This is a genomic window from Arthrobacter sp. NPDC093128 (genome assembly GCF_040683875.1).
Taxonomy (GTDB): domain Bacteria; phylum Actinomycetota; class Actinomycetes; order Actinomycetales; family Micrococcaceae; genus Arthrobacter.
The window spans coordinates 59,353-80,589 of record NZ_JBFBEY010000004.1; the positions used below are offsets into that span (position 1 = coordinate 59,353).

Here is a 21,237-nt window from a genome sequence, read left to right on the forward strand (position 1 = left end):
CCAGGCCATCTGAAACGTAAGGAAAGAACAATGACTGAAACCCTTCGCGTCGCCGTCATCGGCGCCGGCCGCATGGGCGCGGACCACATCCAGCGCCTCAGCAAGCGCATCCACGGCGCTGAAGTCGCCGCCGTCGTGGACGTTGACCTCGCCCGCGCCCAGGCAGCCATCGAAGGCATCCCGGGCGCAGTGGCCCTCTCCGATGCTGAAGAGGCGCTGAACAACGGCGACGTCAACGCAGTACTGATTGCCACCCCCGGCTTCCTGCACGAGAACATCCTGCTGAAAGCACTCGCCAGGGACATCCCGATCCTCTGCGAGAAGCCGCTCACGCCCGACGCCGAATCAGCATGGAAGATCGTCCAGGCCGAGGACAAGCTGGGCCACAAGCGCATCCAGGTCGGCTTCATGCGCCGCTTCGACGCCGAGTATGCCGCCCTGGGCCAGGTCATCCGCGACCGCGAACTGGGCGAACTGCTGATGCTCCACCACCAGCACCGCAACCCCACCACGCCGCCGGGCTTCACCAACGAGATGCTGATCAACGACTCCGTGGTGCACGAATTCGACGCCATCCGGTTCTTCACCGGCGAGGAAATCACCAGCGTCCAGGTCCGCCTGGGCAAGGCCACGAAGAACGCCCCGGCCGGCCAGCACGATCCCCAGCATGTCCTGGTGGAAACCGAGTCCGGCGTGCTCGCCGACGTCGAAATCTACGTCAACGCCAAGTTCGGCTACGAAGTGGCCACGCAGGCCTCCTTCGAAGACGGCATCGTCAACATTGGCGGCGACAAGGGACCGTACACCCGCAGCGCCGGCCGCTGGGGCGGCAACGTCACCCCCGGCTTCGAAGAGCGCTTCGGTGCGGCCTACGACGTCGAAATCCAGGCCTGGGTCGACGCTGCACTCCGCGGCGAAATCGGCGGCCCCACCGCCTGGGACGGCTACGCCACCGCGGCATGCTGCGAAGCAGGCGTGGAAGCACAGAAGAACGGCGAAAAGGTCGCCGTGAAACTGAACGACAAGCCTGCCCTCTACAGCTAGGCCCCGCCCTCACGTGAGTTTTTGTCCAGATCGAGCGACTTCGAGGCCCTCGAGATCCCTTGATCTGGACAAAAACTCCGCTTGTTACCTGACTGATCCACAATGGAGTGTCCCTCGTGAAAATCGCACTTGACCCCACGCCGTTCCACCACTCGCACAGCCTGCTTGAATTCCCCCGGGTGGTGGCGGACCTCGGCTACAAGTACATGCAGATGACCCCGCACGCCGACTTCATCCCGTTCTACAACCACCCGAAGGCTGATGACGAACTGGTGGGCCAGCTCAACAAGGCCTGCAAGGACGCCGGGATCGAGATTGCCTCGGTCCTGCCCGTGCTCCGCTGGTCCGGGCCGGACGAGGATGCGCGCGAGGCAGCCGTCCGCTACTGGAAGCGCGCCATCCAGATCGCCGTGGACCTGGGCGTCAGCACCATGAACACCGAATTCAGCGGCCGCCCGGAAAAGGCCGAAGAATCAGAGCGCGCCTTCTACCGCTCCATGGAAGAGCTGCTGCCCATCATCGAACGGGAAGGCATCGACCTGCTGATCGATCCGCACCCGGACGACTTTGTGGAGGAGGGCCTTGCTGCCATCCGCGTCATACGCGGCCTGAACTCCAAGAACGTGGGTCTGGTGTACGTGGCCTCGCACAGCTTCCACATGAAGAACGCGCCACTGGACATCATGCGCGCCGCGGGGGATAAGCTCCGCCTGGTCCATGTTGCAGACACCATGAACCACCATGCCTCGCACGGCCTGCGCTACATCACCAACCCGCCCGGCAACGCGGTCCGCGTGCACCAGCACCTGAAGATCGGCGACGGCGACGTCAACTGGGACGAGTTCTTCGGCGGCCTGCAGGAAATCGGCTTCGTGGACCGCGACGACACGGTCATGGTGTCCAGCGTCTTTGCCGAGGACGACAACGCGGCGGACGTTTCGCGCTACCAGCTGGAGACAATGAAGCAGTACGTCCAAAAGGTCAGCCTATGACGTGGGCGCCTCGGCGTTCGTGCTGTGGATCGTGAACTTCCTGATCGGTTTCGGATTCCCGCCGGGAAGTAGGGCCAGTAAAGCAGCAAAAGCCCCGCGGGCGCGCTTCGGCGCGGCGCGGGGCTTTTTGCCGTGTGTGGCTCCTTTGGGTCCTAGGCGTGCGCGTGCAGCTTCGGCAGTGCGTCCACCAGCGGGGCCAGTTCGGGTACTCCCTGGGCCTCGGTGAGGGCGCGTTCCAGCGTGGCGTCGTGGGCGGGACGTGCCTCTTCAAGCAGCCTGATCCCGCTGTCGGTGAGCTCGGTGTAGATGCCGCGCCGGTCATCGGCGCAAAGGATGCGGGTCAGCAGGCCGCGGTCCTCGAGCCTGTTCACCAGCCGTGTGGTGGCGCTGGCGCTGAGCGCGGTGGCACGGGCCAGCTGCTGCATGCGCATGTGCCAGCCGTCCTGCCGGCTGAGGGCGTCGAGCACCGTGTATTCGACGACGGACAGCTGGGCTTCGGCCTGCAGCGAGCGCTCCAGTTCCGACTCGATCAGGCCGTGCAGGGCCGCGAGGGTCCGCCAGCCCTGCGCGCGGACTTCAACGGCGTCGTCCTTGATGCCCATCTGGTACTTCCCTTCGGATCGTGTACCCGCGGATGTGAAACGGGGCACAACAAATAATAGTTGCTTGCGCGTGGTATCTGCTTGTGCAACAATAAATAACGCGTCTGCAACTACTAGCTTACGCGCCCTACCCCATTCCGTACAGTTTTTGAAGGAGCTTCACCATGCCTATTGGCCTGATAGCCCTCGCCCTCGGCGGGTTCGGGATCGGACTCACCGAGTTCGTGATCATGGGCCTGCTGCCCGAGGTTGCCGCTGACTTCAGCGTCAGCGAGGCCACGGCCGGCTGGCTGATCTCCGGCTACGCCCTCGCCGTCGTCGTCGGCGCCCTGCTGCTCACTGCAGCCGTGACGCGGTTCGAGCGCAAACCCGTGCTCGCCGTCCTGCTGGTGCTGTTCATCGGCGGCAACCTAATCTCCGCCCTCGCCCCCGACTACTCCATGATGATGATTGGCCGGATCGTTGCCGCTCTGGCCCACGGTGCGTTCTTCGGCATCGGGGCGGTAGTGGCCGCTGACATGGTGGCCCCCACCAAGAAGGCCGGCGCCATCGCCATCATGTTCACCGGACTCACCGCCGCCAACGTCCTGGGCGTTCCGTTCGGCACCATGCTGGGCCAGGCGGCAGGCTGGCGCTCCACTTTCTGGGCCATCACAGGCATCGGCGTCCTGGCCCTCGTGGGCATCCTGACGCTCGTGCCCAGGACCGGCCGCGGCGACACCGCCCCCGGAAGCCTCCGCAGCGAACTCAGCGCCTTCCGCTCCGGCCAGGTCTGGCTGTCCATCCTCGTCACCATCCTCGGCTACGGCGGCATGTTCGGCGCCTTCACCTACATTGCCTTCACCCTCACCGAGGTCACCGGCTTCGCGGCCTCCACCGTGCCCTGGCTCCTGGTCCTCTTCGGCGTTGGGCTGTTCATCGGCAACACCGTGGGCGGCAAGGCGGCGGACCGGAACGTGGACCGCACCCTCCTGGTGGTCCTGGCTGTGCTCGTCGTGGTGCTCGTGGGGTTCGCACTGACCGCCGGCAACCAGCCCCTCACCATCGCCTCGATCGTCCTGATGGGCGGCTTCGGCTTCGCTACGGTCCCGGGACTGCAGATGCGGGTCATGAATTACGCCCACAGCGCCCCCACCTTGGCCTCCGGCGCCAACATCGGCGCGTTCAACGTCGGCAACGCCCTCGGCGCCTGGCTCGGCGGCGTGACCATCACCGCCGGCCTCGGCTACACCTCACCGATCTGGGCCGGCGCCGGGATCACCCTCCTCGGCCTCGGCGTGATGGCGGTCGCCGCAGCCAGCGCCAAGCGGCACACCGCCGCCGGGTCCGCGTCCGAAGCGCCGGCGTCGGAAACGTCCGTCCCTGCCGCCGCCGAGCCGGTCGCCGCCCGCTGACACTGCATCACCACCACTGCATCGCGACACCGCATTACAACCTCTGGAGACACCATGACCTCAATACCTACCGTCACCCTCAACAACGGCGTGGAGATGCCCCAGCTCGGCTTCGGCGTGTTCCAGGTCCCCGACGACGAAACAACCGCCGCGGTCACCGCCGCCCTCGCCGCCGGTTACCGCAGCATCGACACGGCTGCCATCTACGCCAACGAAGAAGGCACCGGCCGCGCATTGGCGGAGTCCGGCATTCCCCGTGAGGAACTGTTCATCACGTCCAAGCTCTGGATCGAGGACCTCGGCTACGAACCGACGTTTGCCGCCTTCGAGGCGAGCCTGGACAAGCTGGGGCTGGAGTACCTCGACCTCTACCTGATCCACTGGCCGGCTCCGGAATTCGACAAGTACGCGGACTCATGGTTGGCGCTGGAGAAGCTCCATGCCGACGGCAGGGTCCGGGCCATTGGGGTCTCCAACTTCCTGCCCGAACATGTGCAGCGGCTCGTTGACCTGGGCGGAACGGTGCCGGCAGTCAACCAGGTTGAACTCCACCCTGCACTGCAGCAGCGCGACGTCGCAGTGTTCAACGGTGCTCACGGCATCGCCACTGAGGCGTGGAGCCCGCTGGCGCAGGGCGCGGTGCTGGACGATCCGGCCGTCGTTGACATTGCGGCCCGTCACGGCCGGACCCCGGCCCAGGTGGTGCTGCGTTGGCACCTGCAGCAGGGGAGGGTTGTCATTCCCAAATCGGTGACTCCTTCCCGCATCAGGGAGAACCTCGACGTGTTCGGATTCACCCTCTCAGCAGGTGAGCTTGCGGCGGTTGACGCACTCGAGCGCGACGGGCGCACCGGTCCGCACCCGGCTGATTTCCACGGCTAGGCGGGTGCTCCGGAACGTCCCCGGATGACAAGCCGGGGGTGGTGGCAATAGCCGCTTCCCCCGGCTTTTTTGGTGCAATAAGACCCCGATCCAAGTTAAAACATCCTAATGTCAGGACAAACTATTGACATTAGTGAACTGAATCACCATGATCGAGGTAGACAGTGCTCCGGAGGCTGCAGAGTGGCGGCCCGGAACCTGAGATCGAAGGAGATTAAGGTGGCACAATTTTCCTGGCGCAAAGCGGCTCTCGTCGCAGCGGTAGTCCCGATGATGGCTCTCAGCGCCTGCTCCAGCAGCGGCGGTAAGCCGGCTGACAGCGGCAACGCCGGCGGCGCCGGACAGGCAGCAAGCACTCCCCGAATGAAGGTGGCTCTTATCACCCACGCCGCAGCAGGCGACACATTCTGGGACATCGTTCGCAAGGGTGCAGAGGAAGCCTCCTCGAAGGACAATGTCGAGCTCCTCTACACCAGTGACCCCGAAGCTGGGCGCCAAGCGCAGCTCGTTCAGCAGGCAATCGACCAGAAGGTGGACGGAATCGCTGTCACCCTTGCGACGCCTGACGCCCTGAAGGACGTCCTGAAGAAGGCCACCGATGCCGGCATTCCGATTGTGAGCCTTAACGCCGGCGAGAGCGTGTCTGCTCAGCTCGGGGCTTTCACCCACTTCGGTTCCAATGAGAAGCTGGCCGGCGAGGCGGTAGGCACCCGGCTCGCGTCACAGAACGTCCAGCACCCCGTTTGCGTTATTCAACAGCAGGGCCACGTGGGCCTCGAGGCGCGGTGCGCCGGCGTCAAGGCCAAAGTCCCCGGAACCGAGATCCTTTACGTTGACGGCAAGGACATGACCGCGGTCCAGTCCACGGCGACCGCAAAGCTCCAGGCAGCCAAGGATGCAGACGTGATCATCGGTTTGGGCGCCCCGATCACGCTGACGCTGCTCAAGTCGGTCACGGACGCGGGCAGCTCGGCAAAGGTGGCCAGCTTCGACCTGAACGCCGACCTCGCCCAGAAAATCGTGGATGGCTCCGTAATCTTCACTGTCGACCAGCAGCCGTGGCTTCAGGGTTACATGTCCATTGATTCCCTCTGGCAGGCCAAACGCGGCGGCTTCAAGCTTGGCGGCGGACAGCCTGTGCTGACCGGTCCCACCATCGTGGACAAGTCGAACGCTTCCGACGTCCTCAAATTCGCCCAGCAAGGCGTCCGCTAGATCCAGGATTCTGGCCGCGCGACGGGTGACCGCCGCGCGGCCTGACCAACAAGGAGTTCTTCCTATGGCAAACACAGCAACCCTGCCGCCGGCGCCGGCTTCGGCCCCCCGGCCACGTGCTGACGAACGTATAGGGCAACGAAGCCCGTTCCAGAAGCTCCTGGGCCGCCCCGAAGTGGGTGCGCTCGTTGGGGCAGTGGTCCTTTTCGTCTTCTTCGCGCTGGTCTCCTCGACCTTTACCCAGCCCAATGCCCTGGCGACCATCCTGTACGGTTCCTCGACGATCGGGATCATGGCTGTGGGGGTGTCGCTGCTGATGATCGGCGGCGAGTTTGACCTCTCCACCGGTGTGGCCGTGATCTCGTCCGCACTGACCGCCTCCCTGTTCAGCTGGAACTTCTCGCTGAACGCGTGGGTCGGTGTAGTGCTGGCGCTGGTCGTTTCGCTCAGCATTGGTTTCATTAACGGCTGGATCCTCGTCAAGACGAAACTTCCCAGCTTCATCGTCACGTTGGCGACATTCCTGATGCTGACGGGCCTCAACCTCGCCCTGACGCGCCTCATCGGCGGCAGCGTGTCCTCGCCGTCCATCTCCAAGCTCGACGGCTTCGATTCCGCCCACGCGGTGTTCGCCTCGTCCATCAGCCTCGGCGGTGTCGAGGTCAAGATTACGGTGTTCTTTTGGATCATCCTCGTAGCCGTTGCATCGTGGGTGCTTCTCCGCACGAAGGTTGGCAACTGGATCTTCGCCGTTGGCGGGGACGCCAACGCTGCCCGTGCCGTGGGTGTTCCGGTGACCAAGACCAAGATCGGCCTGTTCATGGCAGTCGGCTTCTGCGGCTGGATCCTGGGCATGCACAACCTGTTCGCTTTCGATGCCGTGCAGTCCGGTGAGGGTGTGGGCAATGAATTCCTCTACATCATCGCCGCGGTCATCGGCGGCTGCCTGCTCACCGGCGGTTACGGCTCAGCGGTGGGCGGCGCGATCGGCGCGTTCATCTTCGGTATGGCCAACAAGGGCATCGTGTATGCGCAGTGGAACCCGGACTGGTTCAAGTTCTTTCTGGGCCTGATGCTGCTGCTGGCCACCATCGTCAACCTCATCGTCAAGCGCCGCGCGGAACTGAAGTAAAGGGGCCGGAGAAATGAATGCCAACGACATTGACCAGCAGACGCTGCTCCAGAATGAGAAGGACCCCCTCACGCACACCCCGGTGCACCTGCTTTCCCTCGACGGGGTCGGCAAGCACTACGGCAACATCATCGCACTCAGCGATGTGACCATGGCGGTGGACAACGGTCGGGTAACCTGCGTCCTGGGCGACAACGGTGCCGGGAAGTCCACCCTGATCAAGATCATCGCAGGCCTGCACCAGCACGACGCCGGGGTCCTGAACGTCATGGGCGAGGAACGGAAGTTCACCTCGCCCCGTGACGCCCTGGACGTCGGGATCGCCACCGTCTACCAGGACCTCGCAGTGGTGCCGTTGATGCCGATCTGGCGTAACTTCTTCCTCGGATCGGAACTGACCAGCGGCTTTGGCCCGTTCAAGAGCATGGATGTCGAGAAGATGAAGGACATCACGCTCAAGGAACTCGCCGAGATGGGCATCGACCTGCGCGACGTGGAGCAGCCGATCGGCCAGCTCTCCGGCGGTGAGCGCCAGTGTGTCGCGATCGCCCGCGCCGTGTACTTCGGCGCGAAGGTCCTGATCCTCGACGAGCCCACAGCGGCCCTAGGCGTGAAGCAGTCCGGTGTGGTGCTCCGCTACATCCTGCAGGCCCGCGACCGCGGCCTCGGGGTCATCTTCATTACGCACAACCCGCACCATGCCTTCCCCGTAGGTGACCGGTTCCTGCTGCTCAAGCGTGGCAAATCGATCGGCTACTACGACAAGAAGGACATCACGCTCGACGAGCTCACCGCCCAGATGGCCGGCGGCGCGGAACTGGCCGAGCTGGCCCACGAACTCGAACAGCTCGGCGGCCACGGTGACGTCGTGAAGGAAGTCAAGAGCGAAGTTGCCGACGTCGCCCAAACCACGGGCAAGGCGTACACGTAGCAGCTGCGGAAGGACGGGGCCGGGCCGATGCCTAGTCCCGTTTCAGCCGTGCCACGTCCTGGCAACTGCCGGGCCCAAGCATCTTTGAATAATCGAAAGGACCAGAACATTGGCCTACATCACCCAAACCTCCTCCGGAGCCCCGGCTCCCGTGCGGATCGGGCTCATCGGCTCCGGCTGGATGGGGGCGTTCCATGCGGAAAGCATCGCCCGCCGCGTTCCGGGTGCCGTCCTTGCGGCCATCGCCGATCCCAACGTTGAATCGGCTGAGGCACTGGCCCGGTCCCTGGGCACAGCCAAAGTGACGGCCAACGCCGAGGACATCCTGGCGGATCCCGACGTCGACGCGGTGATCATCGCGAGCCCGGCGCGCTTCCACTCTTCCCTCATCGCGCAGGCGGCTGCCGCAGGGAAGCACGTTTTCTGCGAGAAGCCCGCCGGACAGGGGCTCGACGAGCTCGATGCGGCCCTGGCCGCGGTGGAAGCAGCGGGCGTGCACTTCCAGGTCGGCTTCAACCGGCGGTACGCCGAAGATTTCCGGGCCGCCAAGAAGGACCTTGCCGCCGGTGTGGCCGGCACGCCGCAACTCCTGCGTTCGCTGACCCGCGACCCGGGCAACGGAAGTATCCCGAATGCCGCCAGGGTCCCGGCGTGGACCATTTTCCTGGAGACCCTGATCCACGACTTCGACACCCTCAACTGGTTCAACGAAGGTGCCGAGCCGGTGGAGGTCTACGCCATTGCGGACGCCCTCGTGGAGCCCGGCCTGCGTGACCAGGGGTTCCTGGACACGGCGGTGGTGACCATCCGCTACAGCAACGGTGCCGTGGCCGTGGCGGAGGCGAATTTCAGCGCGCTCTATGGCTACGACATCCGCGGCGAGGTTTTCGGTTCGAAGGGTATGGTGCAGGCCGGCCGTGCCACGGAAACAGCCGCGCGGCGCTACACGTCCGAGGGAATGTCCGCCGCCACGCCGAGGCTCAACGTTGAACTTTTCCGGCAGGCGTACACGGATGAACTGGCCGATTTCGCGGCTGCGGTGCGTTCACAGCGTGACGGCATGCCGCCGTCGTCGTCCGATGTCACCCTTACGCCGGGTGCCGCCGACGCCAGGCGCGCACTGGCCATGGCGCTGGCCTGCATCGAGTCGGTCAAGCAAGGCGCTCCGGTGGCCGTGGCCGGGCTCGCAGCAGCATCCGGGATCAGCAACAAGGCCGGAGTCTGATGCGGCTGGCAGTTTGCGCCGAAATGGTCTTCACCGACCTGCCTTTTGTGGAGCGCGTGCGTCGCATCCACGAGTCCGGCTTCGACGTGGAGCTGTGGGATTCGCGCACGAAGGACATCAGTGCGCTCAAGGCCACCGGTGCGGTGTTTTCCTCCATGACCGGGTACACCTCAGGCAGCCTGGTGGACCCGGAAACAGCCGGTGACGTGGTGAAAACAGCCGAGTCGCTGATCCCGGCCGCGCTCGAACTGGGTGTCAGCCGCATGGTGGTGCACCCGGCGGAACTCATCGACGGCCATGCCGCGCGGCCCCTCTACCGTTCCACCGGCCGCATGTGGAGCACCGGTGCCCGGACCCTGGAACGCCTCGGAAGGCTTGGTGAGCAACACGGCGTGACGTTCTGCCTCGAGAACCTCAACACGGTGCTGGACCATCCGGGGATACCGTTGGCGCGCGCGAAGGACACGCTGGCGCTGGTGGAAGCCGCCGGGCACCCCAACGCGAAACTGATGCTGGATCTGTACCATGCGCAACTGGGGGAGGGCAACCTCATTGAGCTCGTGCGGTCGGCCCTGCCCTATATCGGCGAGATCCAGGTGGCGGACGTCCCCGGCCGCTGCGAACCCGGGACCGGGGAAATCAACTATGCGGCTGTCGCGAGGGCGCTCGCCGACGCAGGCTACGAGGGCACCGTGGGCATGGAAGCCTGGGCCAAGGGCGACAGCGCCGCGGCGCTGGATGCCTTCCGGGCAGCGTTCACTGTTTATGCGGAGGAGAAATCATGAAGGACGTCATTCTGGGCCTGGTCGGAGTGGGGCGGATCGGCGTGATGCACGCCAACAACATCGCCGCACTGAACGGGGTCCTCAATCCGGAGGGCATCAACGTCAGGCTCCGGCTCACGGACGTGGCCGCAGACCACGCCCGGACAGTCGCGGCCGGGCTCGGCGCCGGGTTCCTTCCCTCCGTGCAGGCCCTCCTGGCTTCCGGTATCGACGGCCTGGTCATTGCCACGGGGACGGGAACCCACCCTGAGCTGATCCGGGCCGGAGTGGATGCCGGGATCCCGGTCTTCTGCGAGAAGCCGGTTGCCATGAACGTGGCGGATGCATTGCCCGTGCTGGATTACATCCGCGACAACAAGGGCGTGGTGCAGATCGGCCATCAGCGCCGCTTTGACACCGGCTACCTGGAAGCCCGCCGTGCCTACCAGGCCGGGGAGCTGGGCTGGATCCATTCGCTGCGCGCCGTCACGTGCGATATGACGCCTCCGCCCGTGGAGTTCCTGGCCACCTCCGGCGGACTCTTTCGGGACTGCTCCGTGCACGATTTCGACATCCTTCGCTGGCTGACCGGCCGGGAAATAGTCGAGGTCTACGCCAAGGGTTCCAACAACGGCGACCCGGCCATCGGGGAAGTGGGCGACGTGGACACGGCCCTGGCACTGGTGACGTTCGACGACGGGACGGTCGGAACCGTCTCAGCCACCCGGTACAACGGAGCCGGACACGACGTCCGCCTGGAAATCCAGGGTTCACGCCGTTCGCTGATAGTGGGGCTGGACGACAAGACGGCGGTGGCCTCGGCCGAAGCCGGCGTCGGCTTCCCGGCGGGGGAGCCGCACAAGACGTTCGCCGAACGGTTCGACCAGGCGTACCGCTCCGAGATGGAAGCCTTCGTGGAACTGATCCTGGGCCGGCGGGAGAACCCGTGCACCCCCGAAGACGCTGTGGCTGCATCCCGGGTGGCCGATGCTGCCCAGGAATCGCTGGCAACGGGAGTCCCGGTCCGCGTGGCCCAGAAAGTGGCCCGCTAGACCCGGCCCGGAACCGCCGTCGAACATCGCTGATGCCCCTCACCGCATGCGGTGAGGGGCATCAGTTGTCTTTGACGCCTAGGCTCCGAACGGGAGCCGCGGGTCCACGTCCTGGCCTTCCCAGGTCTGGCGGATCCAGCCGTGGTGCGGGTCATCGCTGATGAGCCAGTCGCGGACCGGGCCGGGGCCAGCCATGACGTTGAGGTAGTACAGGTCGTAACCCGGGGCAGCCATCGCCGGGCCGTGCCAGCCGTAGGGAACCAGGACCACGTCGCCCGTGCGGACCTCCGCCGAGACGTCTATGGGCCGCTCGTCCGAGGCGTACACCCGCTGGTAGCCGATGGCGTCCCCCTGCGGGCCGGGTGCGGCCGGACCGCCCGGTGCCACCCGGGTCTCGAAGTAGTAGATCTCCTCGAGGCTGGTTTCGCCGTCCTTTTCCTCGTCGTGCTTGTGCGGGGGATAGGAGGACCAGTTGCCGGCCGGGGTGATGACTTCGCAGACGATGAAGCGGTCCGCTTCCAGCGCTGCGGGGGTGCCGAAGTTGTGCACCTGCCGGGAGCAGTTGCCGGCGCCCCGCAGCTCCACTGGAGTCTCGGCGGCCGTCACGAGCCGGGTCGGGTAGGCAGTGTTCGCGGGAGCCGTTGCGACCGCCACCCTGCCGCCGTCGGCCGAACTGATCGTGACGGTCCTCCCGGTGCCCGTGTAGAGCACGTCGCTGGGGCCGTTGAACACGCTGGCCCGGCCGGCGAGCCGGAAATCCTCGCCGTCGACCGTGGCGGTGAAGGACCCGTTGAGCGGAACCACAATGCGTTCCTCACCGGCGGCGGGAAGTTCGACGGCGGCACCGGCCGCAAGGGTCGCGACCTTGAGCCCGGTGTGGGCCCAGCCGTCCACCGCCAGGGCGGAGTCCGAAGTTCCCAGCGAGACGTCCCAGCTGCCGTCGGCAGCGGAACCCAGCGGATATACCCAGTTGGCCATAGATTTACTCTTTTCGTTTACGTGCGTGCTGCCTGCAGCGCCTGGCGCTGGCGCCTAGCGCTGGACGAGGGTCATTTCAAAGCTGTAGGAGTCGCCGCGGTAGACGTGGTGCCCGGTTTCCACCATGCGGCCGGTGTCATCCACCGCGGTGCGTTCCATGGTCACCAGCGCCGAACCGGGCGGCGTGTCCAGCAGGGGCGCCTGGTAGTCGTTGGCCACCATGGCTCCGATGCGCTGCGAGGCCAGCCGGAAGTTCACTCCGCCGTTGCGCAGGATCGCGTACAGGCCCTGGGCGCCGAGCTGGGCTTCGTCGATGGGGGTGATGTCGTCGCGGACCCAGTTTTCCATCAGCGCCAGCGGCTTGCCGCCCACCTTGCGCAGCCTGGTGAAGTGGTAGACCTTTGCGCCGGCGGGAAGCTGGAGCGCTTCACGCGTCGGTGCGTCGGCCTCGATATGGGAGAAGCTGAGCACGTCGGTGGTGGGCTTGCTCCCGTTGTTCGTGAGGTCGTCGAAGAGGCTGGAGAGTTCCAGCGGCCTCCGGACCTGGCTGGAGACCACCTGCGTTCCCACGCCGCGCTTGCGTACCAGGAGGCCGGAACGCACCAGCTCGTCCATGGCCTTGCGCATGGTGGGGCGGGACAGGTTCAGCTGGGCGGCAAGGTCGATTTCGTTGTCGAGCCGGCTGCCCGGGGGGAGTAGTCCGGTGTGGATGGCGGACTCGATGCCCTGGACCACCTGGTGGTAGAGGGGCACCGGTGAAGAGCGGTCGATGCTGAGATTAAGTTGATTCGCCACTGAGCGCTCCCTTGTGCTCCGCGGGGTTCCTATTGTGCCGGAGAACCCGCGTATGTCAGCGTATGTTCTCTTGATAGGACATACTGCCTTTTTGACGATAATAGCAGGCTGATTTGGGGGGTGCCAAGGACCGGCAACCGGGGGCCTTCCGATGTTTGCGGCGTTCACCCACCAGCGGCCTAGCCTGCCAGCTAGGCCCGCTGACGCGTGCGGCAGGCCTCCACAAACGCACGGAACGGGCGGACGCGTTCCTCCGCCGGGAGCTCCCGTGCTTCGGGATGCCACTGAACGGACGCCACCCAGCGGTCCGGGTCCTCGAGCGCTTCCACGGTGCCGTCGCCGGCAACCGCCGTCACCACCAGCCCGTCCGCGACCCTGGCCACTGCCTGGTGATGGCCGGAGGCTATCTTGACCGTGAGGGCTTCCCTCCTGCCCGGCGGGCCGTACAGTCCCGCCACCTTGGAGCCCGGGGCAACGTCTACGTCGTGCCATGCCCAGGGGCCGCCGGTGGCGCCGTCGGGACCGTTCGGGCCTGCGCCAGCAGTGGCCGCGGGCTCGTGGTGTGTCACGGCGCTGACAGCCATGTCCTGGACGAGCGTGCCGCCATAAAGGACATTGAGGAGCTGGTGTCCGCGGCAGATCCCCAGCAGCGGCAGGCCCTGATCGATAGTCCCGCGGGCAACGGCCAGGTCCAGTGTGTCCTGCGCGAGGTTCACGTCGTAGCACGCGTCGCCCTGCTCCTCGCCGTAAAGTCGCGGGTCAAGGTCGCCCCCGCCGGGGAGTACGACGCCGTCGAGCCCCCTGAGCGTTTCGGCCAGCCGGCCGTCCCCGGAGTCCGCCTTAAGCAGTACCGGCTCCCCGCCGCCGTCGTGGACCAGGTCCACGATGAAATCGAACAGCTCGTTGGCTTCCCCCACCCGCGGGTCCGGGTCCAGGGAGCTGCTGAGGCGGACCGGAATTCCGATCCGGGGGCGGCCGGGCGAGGGCAGGGGCGGAGTGCGCATGATTCATTCTGCAACAGCCTGAAGCGCTTAGGCTTCCACCGCCGCCCGGCCACTCCGCTCCGCCCGGCCACTCCGCGAACATAGAGGCTGCCCTGGCAAAGCCGGACAAGTATGTCTCCGGTTGGGGCCATGATGCTGATCCGGACGGCATTCGACAGTAATGTGGAAAGCGCCAGCAGCAGAGGGCAAGACCGAAGGCAGGAGCCAGGATGGGCCGCAGGACACTCGTTGACGACCTCGTCGACGGCCTGCTCGAAGACATCCTCGACGGCAAGCTGAAGCCGCACGATGCCATCCCGCCCGAAGCCGACATCGCCAAGGCCTACGAGGTCAGCAGGCTCACCGTGCGGGAAGCCCTTAAGGCGCTGAGGGCGCAGAACATCCTTTACGTCAAGGCTGGGCGCGGAACGTTCGTCAATCCCTCGGACAACTGGACCGGGCTGGACGCGATCTTCAAGGCCGCGTCGCACGGTAACGGCGCGGACCAGGTCTCCGTGGGGCTCATCGAGATGCGGCGCATGGTGGAAACCGGCGCCGCCGCCCTTGCCGCCAAGCGGCACACTCCCGAGCATGCCGAGCAAATGCGTGAGTGCATCGCGGACATGAAACGCTTCCACGAGGCCGGGGACCTGGACCGCTTTGTCGAGGCCGACATCGCGTTCCATGACGCCGTGCTGAAGGCCTCGGGCAATCCCTTTGTCCGGGCGCTGTTCGCGCAACTGGGACAGCTGCTCTATATGACGCGGCGGGAGACCTCCGCCGTGCCGGAAATCCAGCTGCACGCCATCGAGTACCACCAGAAGGTGCTGGATGGCATCCTCAGCGGCGACGCCGAAGTGTCCCGGCGGACCATGGACGAACACATGGACCAGACGTACCGCGACTACGAGCGCTACGTCCACCACCCCCAGCCCTGACGTTTCCCGCTGCGGAGCCGACCAATCGGGCGCCCGCCGAAACACGCAAGGCTTGACGTAACCCGGATCACGCTCCTATGATCTTTCTCATGTTCTTCCGTCAGATGTCAGACATCAGACTTAGTTACTAATCGACGGAATCCCCTCAACATCCCCCATCGGATCCAGCTGCTGTTCAGGCGCCGCATCCGTCAGATAGAAGGTCGACGATGACTTCACTCTCCATGCAGTCCGCAGGACTCGGCGAGCTCGGCGAACGCACACTTCGCAAGGTTCGCCGCCGCGTCATGCCGCTGATTGTCCTGCTCTACTTTGTTGCCTACCTTGACCGCAACAACGTGGGATTCGCCAAGCTCACCATGAGCGAGGACATCGGCCTCAGCGCCGCCGCCTATGGCCTGGGCGCCGGCATTTTCTTCCTCGGCTACGCGCTCCTGGAGGTTCCGAGCAACGCCGGCATGTACCGGTTCGGGGCCCGCAAATGGCTCGCGCGGATCCTCATCACCTGGGGCATCTTCGCCACGGCCATGGCCATGGTCAACGGTGAAAGCACGTACTACATCATCCGCTTCCTGCTGGGTGCGGCCGAGGCCGGGTTCTTCCCCGCGATCCTCTTCTACCTCACGCTCTGGTTCCCCGCCGCGCAGCGAGTCACGGTCCTGGGCATCTTCATCCTTGCCCAGCCCGTGTCCAACGCCCTGGGCGCCCCGGTGTCCGGACTGCTGCTGCAGTTGGACGGCATCATGGGCCTGCACGGCTGGCAGTGGCTTTACATCATCGAAGGCATCCCCGCCATCCTGCTGGGCATGCTGACCCCGATCCTGATGACCGACCGCCCGCGGGACGCCAAGTGGCTCAACAACGACGAGCGCGAATGGCTCGCCACCACCATGGATGCCGAACTGGCCGCCAAGTCCAAGGGTGGAAACCACAACTTCCTGGCTGGCCTGAAGGACAAGCGCACGCTGGTCTACTCTGCCCTGTACTTCGGCCTGGTCTGCGGCATCTACGGCCTCGGACTCTGGATGCCCACCATCGTTGCAGCACTGGGCAAGTTCTCCACCGCGGAAGTGGGCTTCATTGTCCTCATTCCCTATGCCATCGCCGCGGTCTTTGTGTACTTCTGGAGCAAGCGGGCGGACCGGACGGGCAAGCGCGCCTGGCACACCGCCGTCAGCATGGTGCTGGCGGGCATGGGCCTGCTGGCAGCCGGTTTCCTGCTCCCGGTCAATCCCGTCCTGGCCCTGATCGCCCTGACCGCCTCGGCCATGGGGATCTACGGCGCAATCGCCCCGTTCCTGTCTATGCCGTCCGCCGCGCTCACCGGAGCTGCAGCTGCATCCGGCCTGGCCCTGGTCAACTCGTTGGGCAACCTCGGCGGTTTCGTGGCCCCCTACGCAGTTGGCCTGCTCAAGGACGCCACGGGCAACAACCAGAGCGGACTGATGTTCCTGTCCTTCTGCCTGTGCGTCACGGCCGTGGCTACCTACCTTTACGCACGGAAGCGCCCTGAAGGCGACGCGGCCCTCGATCCCGCAGTCGCCGCCGCAGCCGCAGTGAACACCACCAAAGTCTCCTGACACCTAGTTACCGACGAAAGAAACCTCATGACAACCACTTCATTTCCCGCAGAACGCACCGTAGTACTGACCGGAGCGGCGTCCGCCCGCGGCATTGGCCGCGCAGCCGCTGACCGGATGGCCAGCGACGGCTGGTCGATCGCGATCCTGGACATCAACGCCGAGGACGCCAAGGCCGCAGCTGCCGAGATCGGCTCCAACCGCGCCGTGAAGGCGATCGGTGTTGGCGCCGACGTTTCCGATGCCGCCTCCGTGGACCGGGCGATCAGCGAGATCGAAGAATCCCTGCCGCCCATCGTGGCCCTCGCGAACCTTGCGGGCATCAGCTCGCCCACGACGTTCATGGAAACCACCGTGGAGGAGTGGGACAAGGTTTTCGCCATCAACATGCGCGGAACCTTCATCGTGTCCCAGCGCGTGCTCAAGGGAATGATCGAGCGCAAGCTCGGACGCATCGTGAGCATCTCGTCGATTTCCGCCCAGCGCGGCGGCGGCACGTACTCCAAGGTGGCCTACAGCGCGTCGAAGGCCGGAATCATCGGCTTCACCCGCGCCCTTGCCCGCGAGGTGGGGGAGTTCGGGGTTACCGTCAACGCGATCGCACCCGGCCCCATCGACACCGACATCATGGGCGGCACCCTGAGCGAGGAGCGCAAGGCCCAGATGTCCGAGGGCATCATGATGGGACGCGTTGGCACCCGCGAGGAAGTCGCGGCCCTGATCTCCTTCCTGCTCGGCAAGGACTCCGGCTACATCACTGCCGCCACGTACGACATCAACGGCGGGCTCCAGGTTTCCTGATCCGCGGCGGCCCCCCGCACGTGAACGCCTGAACGTTGCCGCAGAAGCGCCCCGCGGATTTCCGCCGGGGCGCTTCTGCTCTGCCCGCTGCGGACTAGGCTGACTGCATGAACGCCGCCGGCAGCCTGAGCCCCAGCCCCAGAACCCTTGAGGTTGAAAGCCTGGACAGCTTCGACCGGCTGGTGAAAGCGGGCGTCCGCACCATGCATGGCTGGCATGCCCAATCGCTGGACCTGCGCGGCCGCACCGCGTCGCTGCAGGGCATGGACGCGCAGGGTGCGATCTTCCTTGGCTGCACCTTCGACGACGGCGTGGAGGAGTCGCTGCGGGACCGCGGGGCGCTGATCTTCCCCAGACTGGAGTCCGTCCCCTTCAATCCCTATCGCGGGCAGCTCTACTCACCGCAGGAGCTCTACTCCGGTCCGCCCGGGGCGCCCTACGAGGCGACGCTGGACGCCCGGATCTACCACTGGAGCATCCGGCCCGGCCAGCGCCACCGGCTGGATGCCACGCTCGCCGCGGCGCTGCATGACCATTCGATCGGCGACGCCCTCGATGAACTGACGCGTTCCGAGCTGGGCGGCCGCTCGATGGTGGGGGTGATGGGCGGCCACACCGCGAGGCGCGGAACGCCTGCCTTCATCGAGGCCGCCGTCGCCGGACGGCTCCTCGCCAGGAGCGGCCGGGTGGTGGCCACCGGCGGCGGGCCGGGGGCCATGGAGGCCGCCAACATGGGCGCGTACCTCAGCGAACTGCCGGAAGCGGACTTCCACGCTGCGTTGACCCAGCTGGCAGCCGTTCCGGGCTTCCGTCCCTCGGTGTCCGCGTGGGCCCGGACGGCCGCCGCCGTCGTAGAACGCCATCCGGGCGGGACGCCGTCGCTGGGGATTCCCACCTGGTTCTACGGCCACGAGCCGCCCAACTATTTCGCCACCCACATCGCCAAGTACTTCGCCAACGCCATCCGGGAAGCGATCCTGCTGGAGCTTTGCGACGGCGGTGTGATCTTCCTGCCCGGGTCCGCCGGCACCCTGCAGGAAATCTTCCAGGACGCGTGCGAGAACTACTACGGAGCCTCCGAAACCATCAGGCCCATGGTGCTCGTCGGCAGCGAGCACTGGAAGCGGCGGTATCCGGCGTGGCCCTTGCTGCAGAGCCTTGCGGCGGGCAAGTCCATGGCGGACAGGATCTTCCTGGTGGAAACCGTGGAGGAAGCCCTCGACGCAGTGTCCCGTTAGCAGTGTCCCGTTAGCAGTGTCCCGTTAGCAGGGTCCCGTTGGCAGCGGCCGGCTAAAGGTCCTTGCGGCAGTCCGCCTGGCCCAGCTGGTACAGGCCGTTAAGATCGCCGGCGGCGAGGCCGTCCGGGGTGCCGATTTCCGGGTACATCAGCTGCAACGGGTCATCGACGTGCTCCAGCCCCATCACATGGGACAGTTCGTGCAGGATCACGGCGGTGGCGTAGGCGGAGCCTTCGGGCCGCTCGAGTTCGCCGGCAATCTGCGGTGCGTCGAGGTCCAGGCTGCCGGTGACGAAGGTCTTCGGGCCGCCGTCAAAACTGTAGTGTGTGCTCCCGCCGGTGCCGATCACCTGCCCCTTGAGCTTGGGGGAGGCCTCAGGAGTGGTCCACGAGATGAGGAGCGGCGCCCACCGCTCGCCGTAAGTTTCAGGCTGGTAGGGATCGCGGTCCTCGGAAGGCGCTTCGGTGGACGGTCCGTCGTTGATGAAGCGGATCCCGGTGGCCCGGGCTATGGTGCCGACGGCTTCCTCCACCAAGCCTTCCGTGCCGGCCGGAGCCAGCCCGGCATTGACCACGTAATGCAGCGGGCGGCACGGCGAATAGCCCACGGGAGTGCCGTCGTCGTTCATCGCCAGGAACTTGTAGGAATCGCTGGGGACGGGTGGCTCGTCCGCTGTTCCCAGCGGGGAGTCCTCTTCCTCCAGTCCCGGGGGAGGCGCATCGGACCTAACAGTTTCCGCAGCTGTTCCCGGCTGCTGGTCCGCGGCCTGTCCGTTGGGGACCGTGCTGTTCCGGAACTCGAAGAGCCCCACGAAACGCGGATCGCCGTAGAAGAGTCCGGCAGCCGTAAACGCCGTCACCGCTATCAGGGCAGTGAGGGCCACGTTGCGCAGAATCCGGGCGGTCATGCCCATCCGGCCGGAATGCCGCGGCCGCCGTTGACCGGGCGGGGGACTGTCCACTAGGCGACCACCGCGCCGAACGCCAGGCCGAGGAGGTACGTGACGCCGGCGGCGCCCATGCCGATGGCCAGTTGCCGGAAACCGCGGCTCGTCGGGGAGGTCCCGGACAGCAGTCCGACGACGCCGCCCGTCACCAGGAGCGCCAGGCCCACCAGCACGGCGGAAACCACCAGTGCCGCGACGCCCGTCATGCCAAGCAGGAACGGGATGATCGGAATGATCGCGCCGGAGGCGAAGAAGCAGAAGCTCGACGCCGCCGCGCTCCAGGCCGTGCCCACCGCCTCATGCTGGTCCTCGGCCTCGGGGAGCTCCGGCTGGAGCGACAGGCTGGGATCGCAGTCGCAGCTCAGCAGGCCCATTCGTTCCGCCACGCGGTGTTCGGCGGCTTCCCGGGACATCCCGCGGGCCAGGTAAACAAGCAGCAGCTCATTGTGCTCGATGTCCAGCAGCGGGGCGGCGGAAAGGGTGATCTGGGTGGGCCGCGTTGCAGCCAGCAGTTCGCGCTGGGAACGGACGGAGATGAATTCGCCGGCCCCCATGGACAGCGCTCCGGCGAGCAGCCCGGCCACACCGCTCAGGAGCACCACCTGGCTGCCGACGCCGGATGCGGCCATCCCCATCACCAGGGAAAGGTTGCTGACCAGGCCGTCATTGGCGCCGAACACGGCGGCCCGGAAGGAGCCCGCCAGCCGGTTCCGGCCGCGGGTGGCGAGTCCACGGACAACTTCCTCGTGGATCTGCTCGTCGGCAACCATGGCGGGCGTGGCCGACGGGTCCGAGAAGTAAGGGGAGCGGCCCTCGGCGCGCTGGGCCAGCGCCAGGACGAACACGGAACCGAAATGCCGGGCCAGGAATCCCAGCAGCTGGCTGCGGAGGGATGCCGGGCGGGGCTTCCCGGCGTGATCGCCGAGGAGCCGGAGCCAGTGCGCTTCGTGGCGGCCCTCGGCCTCGGCCAAGGCCAGCAGGATGTCCCGCTCCTCGCCACGGCGGTTCTGGGCCAGGTCGCGATAGACGGCGGCCTCGGCACGTTCGTCGGCAAGGTACTGGCGCCAGCGCTTGATGTCGGCGTGGCCGGGGGTGGCGGCGGGGGTGGTTGCTGCGTTGACTTCCGGGGCGCTTGCGGCCGGGGTGCCGGCGGGGCAGGGCTGGTTTCGGTCAGATTTAGCGTGCTGAGACACGAACACTCCTGGGCTTGATAGGGCATGGTTCGGCCCCATTGCAGGTCCAGCCTACCGCGGTTTCGCGCCAATTTTCGGCCGGTAGTCCTCACCGGGAAGTTTAGGCGGACCGTAAAAACCGCAGTGGTTTGCGGGCTTTCGGAGGGTGCAAAGCACCGGCTCTTGACCCCGCGTAATGCCGGTGCTGTGATGATTGCCAGGGCAGGTGCTTCCACAGCCCGGCCGCTGGCCGCACAACCAGACACGGAGGTTTGCACCATGGACACCACCGGATCACGGCCCATCCAGCCGGAACGCGACACCATCGAATCCGATCCCGCCTATGACTTCGCCGAGGACGCGCCTATCGATGACGCAGTGGAGACCGAGGAAGAGGAACTGCTCGAGGAGGCCGGCAGGCGTGTTCCCCTGGTCGAGGAGGATTTCCTCGGCGACGAGAAGCCCGTGGTGCCTCTAAACGGTGAAGAATTCCCTGAGCCCGCGGACGAGGAGTGAGCCATCCCAAGCTGTAAACGCACGACGGCGGTGCCTCCCGCGCAGGGGAGGCACCGC

Annotated in this window: 21 protein-coding genes; 15 read left to right on the forward strand and 6 right to left on the reverse strand. The window is 66.0% G+C overall.

Going from position 1 to position 21,237, the window contains the following annotated elements; all coding sequences use genetic code 11:
- Nucleotides 1-30 precede the first annotated feature (30 nt).
- Together AB0N24_RS06015 and AB0N24_RS06020 are read left to right on the forward strand one after the other, a co-directional pair.
- Entirely contained in the window at nucleotides 31-1,044 is a 1,014-nt protein-coding gene (locus AB0N24_RS06015) for a Gfo/Idh/MocA family oxidoreductase (RefSeq protein WP_364121786.1), read from the forward strand.
- A 116-nt stretch (nucleotides 1,045-1,160) separates the two neighbouring features.
- Complete coding sequence (locus AB0N24_RS06020) at nucleotides 1,161-2,036, forward strand: sugar phosphate isomerase/epimerase family protein (RefSeq protein ID WP_364121789.1); 876 nt, start codon at nucleotides 1,161-1,163, stop codon at nucleotides 2,034-2,036.
- Nucleotides 2,037-2,188: 152 nt separating this feature from the next.
- Here AB0N24_RS06020 and AB0N24_RS06025 read toward each other — a convergent pair whose 3' ends face one another.
- Nucleotides 2,189-2,638, reverse strand: a complete 450-nt coding sequence (locus AB0N24_RS06025) for a MarR family transcriptional regulator (protein WP_364121792.1) — start codon at nucleotides 2,636-2,638, stop codon at nucleotides 2,189-2,191.
- A 164-nt stretch (nucleotides 2,639-2,802) separates the two neighbouring features.
- Here AB0N24_RS06025 and AB0N24_RS06030 point away from each other — a divergent pair, with 164 nt between their 5' ends.
- The 8 genes from AB0N24_RS06030 to AB0N24_RS06065 all read left to right on the forward strand — a co-directional run bounded on the left by AB0N24_RS06030 (nucleotide 2,803) and on the right by AB0N24_RS06065 (nucleotide 11,233).
- Nucleotides 2,803-4,032, forward strand: coding sequence for an MFS transporter (locus tag AB0N24_RS06030; RefSeq protein WP_364121795.1), 1,230 nt, complete (start codon nucleotides 2,803-2,805; stop codon nucleotides 4,030-4,032).
- Between the two features lie 54 nt (nucleotides 4,033-4,086).
- Nucleotides 4,087-4,914 (forward strand): aldo/keto reductase, encoded by an 828-nt coding sequence (locus AB0N24_RS06035; RefSeq protein WP_364121798.1) that lies wholly within the window; start codon nucleotides 4,087-4,089, stop codon nucleotides 4,912-4,914.
- Nucleotides 4,915-5,133: 219 nt separating this feature from the next.
- Entirely contained in the window at nucleotides 5,134-6,129 is a 996-nt protein-coding gene (locus AB0N24_RS06040; protein ID WP_364121800.1) for a substrate-binding domain-containing protein, read from the forward strand.
- Between the two features lie 64 nt (nucleotides 6,130-6,193).
- Nucleotides 6,194-7,261 carry an ABC transporter permease gene (locus AB0N24_RS06045; protein WP_364121803.1) on the forward strand — a complete coding sequence of 356 codons (1,068 nt, stop codon included), beginning with the start codon at nucleotides 6,194-6,196 and terminating at the stop codon, nucleotides 7,259-7,261.
- A gap of 13 nt (nucleotides 7,262-7,274) precedes the next feature.
- Complete coding sequence (locus AB0N24_RS06050) at nucleotides 7,275-8,192, forward strand: ATP-binding cassette domain-containing protein (RefSeq protein ID WP_364121805.1); 918 nt, start codon at nucleotides 7,275-7,277, stop codon at nucleotides 8,190-8,192.
- Nucleotides 8,193-8,301: 109 nt separating this feature from the next.
- Nucleotides 8,302-9,417, forward strand: coding sequence for a Gfo/Idh/MocA family oxidoreductase (locus AB0N24_RS06055; RefSeq protein ID WP_364121808.1), 1,116 nt, complete (start codon nucleotides 8,302-8,304; stop codon nucleotides 9,415-9,417).
- The gene (locus AB0N24_RS06060; protein WP_364121811.1) at nucleotides 9,417-10,202 is read left to right on the forward strand and encodes a TIM barrel protein; all 786 of its coding nucleotides are present in this window, start codon (nucleotides 9,417-9,419) and stop codon (nucleotides 10,200-10,202) included. Before AB0N24_RS06055 ends, AB0N24_RS06060 begins: the two co-directional genes overlap by 1 nt.
- The gene (locus tag AB0N24_RS06065) at nucleotides 10,199-11,233 is read left to right on the forward strand and encodes a Gfo/Idh/MocA family oxidoreductase (protein ID WP_364121814.1); all 1,035 of its coding nucleotides are present in this window, start codon (nucleotides 10,199-10,201) and stop codon (nucleotides 11,231-11,233) included. The genes AB0N24_RS06060 and AB0N24_RS06065 overlap by 4 nt, the downstream gene beginning before the upstream one ends.
- Nucleotides 11,234-11,311: 78 nt before the next feature.
- On the opposite strand, the gene iolB is transcribed toward AB0N24_RS06065, so the two are convergent.
- From iolB to AB0N24_RS06080, 3 genes are all read right to left on the reverse strand, one after another.
- Nucleotides 11,312-12,211, reverse strand: coding sequence for a 5-deoxy-glucuronate isomerase (gene iolB, locus AB0N24_RS06070; RefSeq protein ID WP_364121817.1), 900 nt, complete (start codon nucleotides 12,209-12,211; stop codon nucleotides 11,312-11,314).
- A gap of 54 nt (nucleotides 12,212-12,265) precedes the next feature.
- Nucleotides 12,266-13,006, reverse strand: a complete 741-nt coding sequence (locus AB0N24_RS06075) for a GntR family transcriptional regulator (protein WP_364121819.1) — start codon at nucleotides 13,004-13,006, stop codon at nucleotides 12,266-12,268.
- Between the two features lie 191 nt (nucleotides 13,007-13,197).
- Nucleotides 13,198-14,010, reverse strand: coding sequence for a gamma-glutamyl-gamma-aminobutyrate hydrolase family protein (locus AB0N24_RS06080; RefSeq protein ID WP_364121822.1), 813 nt, complete (start codon nucleotides 14,008-14,010; stop codon nucleotides 13,198-13,200).
- A 209-nt stretch (nucleotides 14,011-14,219) separates the two neighbouring features.
- Between AB0N24_RS06080 and AB0N24_RS06085 the strand changes: the two genes are divergently transcribed.
- From AB0N24_RS06085 to AB0N24_RS06100, 4 genes are all read left to right on the forward strand, one after another.
- Nucleotides 14,220-14,927, forward strand: coding sequence for a FadR/GntR family transcriptional regulator (locus tag AB0N24_RS06085; RefSeq protein ID WP_364121824.1), 708 nt, complete (start codon nucleotides 14,220-14,222; stop codon nucleotides 14,925-14,927).
- A gap of 209 nt (nucleotides 14,928-15,136) precedes the next feature.
- Complete coding sequence (locus AB0N24_RS06090) at nucleotides 15,137-16,507, forward strand: MFS transporter (protein WP_364121827.1); 1,371 nt, start codon at nucleotides 15,137-15,139, stop codon at nucleotides 16,505-16,507.
- Nucleotides 16,508-16,534: 27 nt separating this feature from the next.
- The gene (locus AB0N24_RS06095) at nucleotides 16,535-17,308 is read left to right on the forward strand and encodes an SDR family NAD(P)-dependent oxidoreductase (RefSeq protein ID WP_364121830.1); all 774 of its coding nucleotides are present in this window, start codon (nucleotides 16,535-16,537) and stop codon (nucleotides 17,306-17,308) included.
- 107 nt (nucleotides 17,309-17,415) lie between these two features.
- Nucleotides 17,416-18,546, forward strand: coding sequence for a Rossmann fold nucleotide-binding protein (locus AB0N24_RS06100; protein ID WP_364121833.1), 1,131 nt, complete (start codon nucleotides 17,416-17,418; stop codon nucleotides 18,544-18,546).
- A 52-nt stretch (nucleotides 18,547-18,598) separates the two neighbouring features.
- Here the strand turns inward: AB0N24_RS06100 and AB0N24_RS06105 are convergent, their stop codons facing one another.
- Both AB0N24_RS06105 and AB0N24_RS06110 read right to left on the reverse strand, forming a co-directional pair.
- On the reverse strand, nucleotides 18,599-19,453 hold the full coding sequence (locus tag AB0N24_RS06105; protein WP_364121836.1) for a matrixin family metalloprotease: 855 nt from the start codon (nucleotides 19,451-19,453) through the stop codon (nucleotides 18,599-18,601).
- Between the two features lie 53 nt (nucleotides 19,454-19,506).
- A complete protein-coding gene (locus tag AB0N24_RS06110; protein WP_364121839.1) occupies nucleotides 19,507-20,685 on the reverse strand; it encodes a VIT1/CCC1 transporter family protein in 1,179 nt (392 codons plus the stop codon).
- Nucleotides 20,686-20,943: 258 nt separating this feature from the next.
- On the opposite strand from AB0N24_RS06110, the gene AB0N24_RS06115 reads away from it, so the two are divergent.
- Nucleotides 20,944-21,180, forward strand: coding sequence for a hypothetical protein (locus AB0N24_RS06115; protein WP_364121842.1), 237 nt, complete (start codon nucleotides 20,944-20,946; stop codon nucleotides 21,178-21,180).
- The last annotated feature ends 57 nt before the right edge of the window (nucleotides 21,181-21,237 follow it).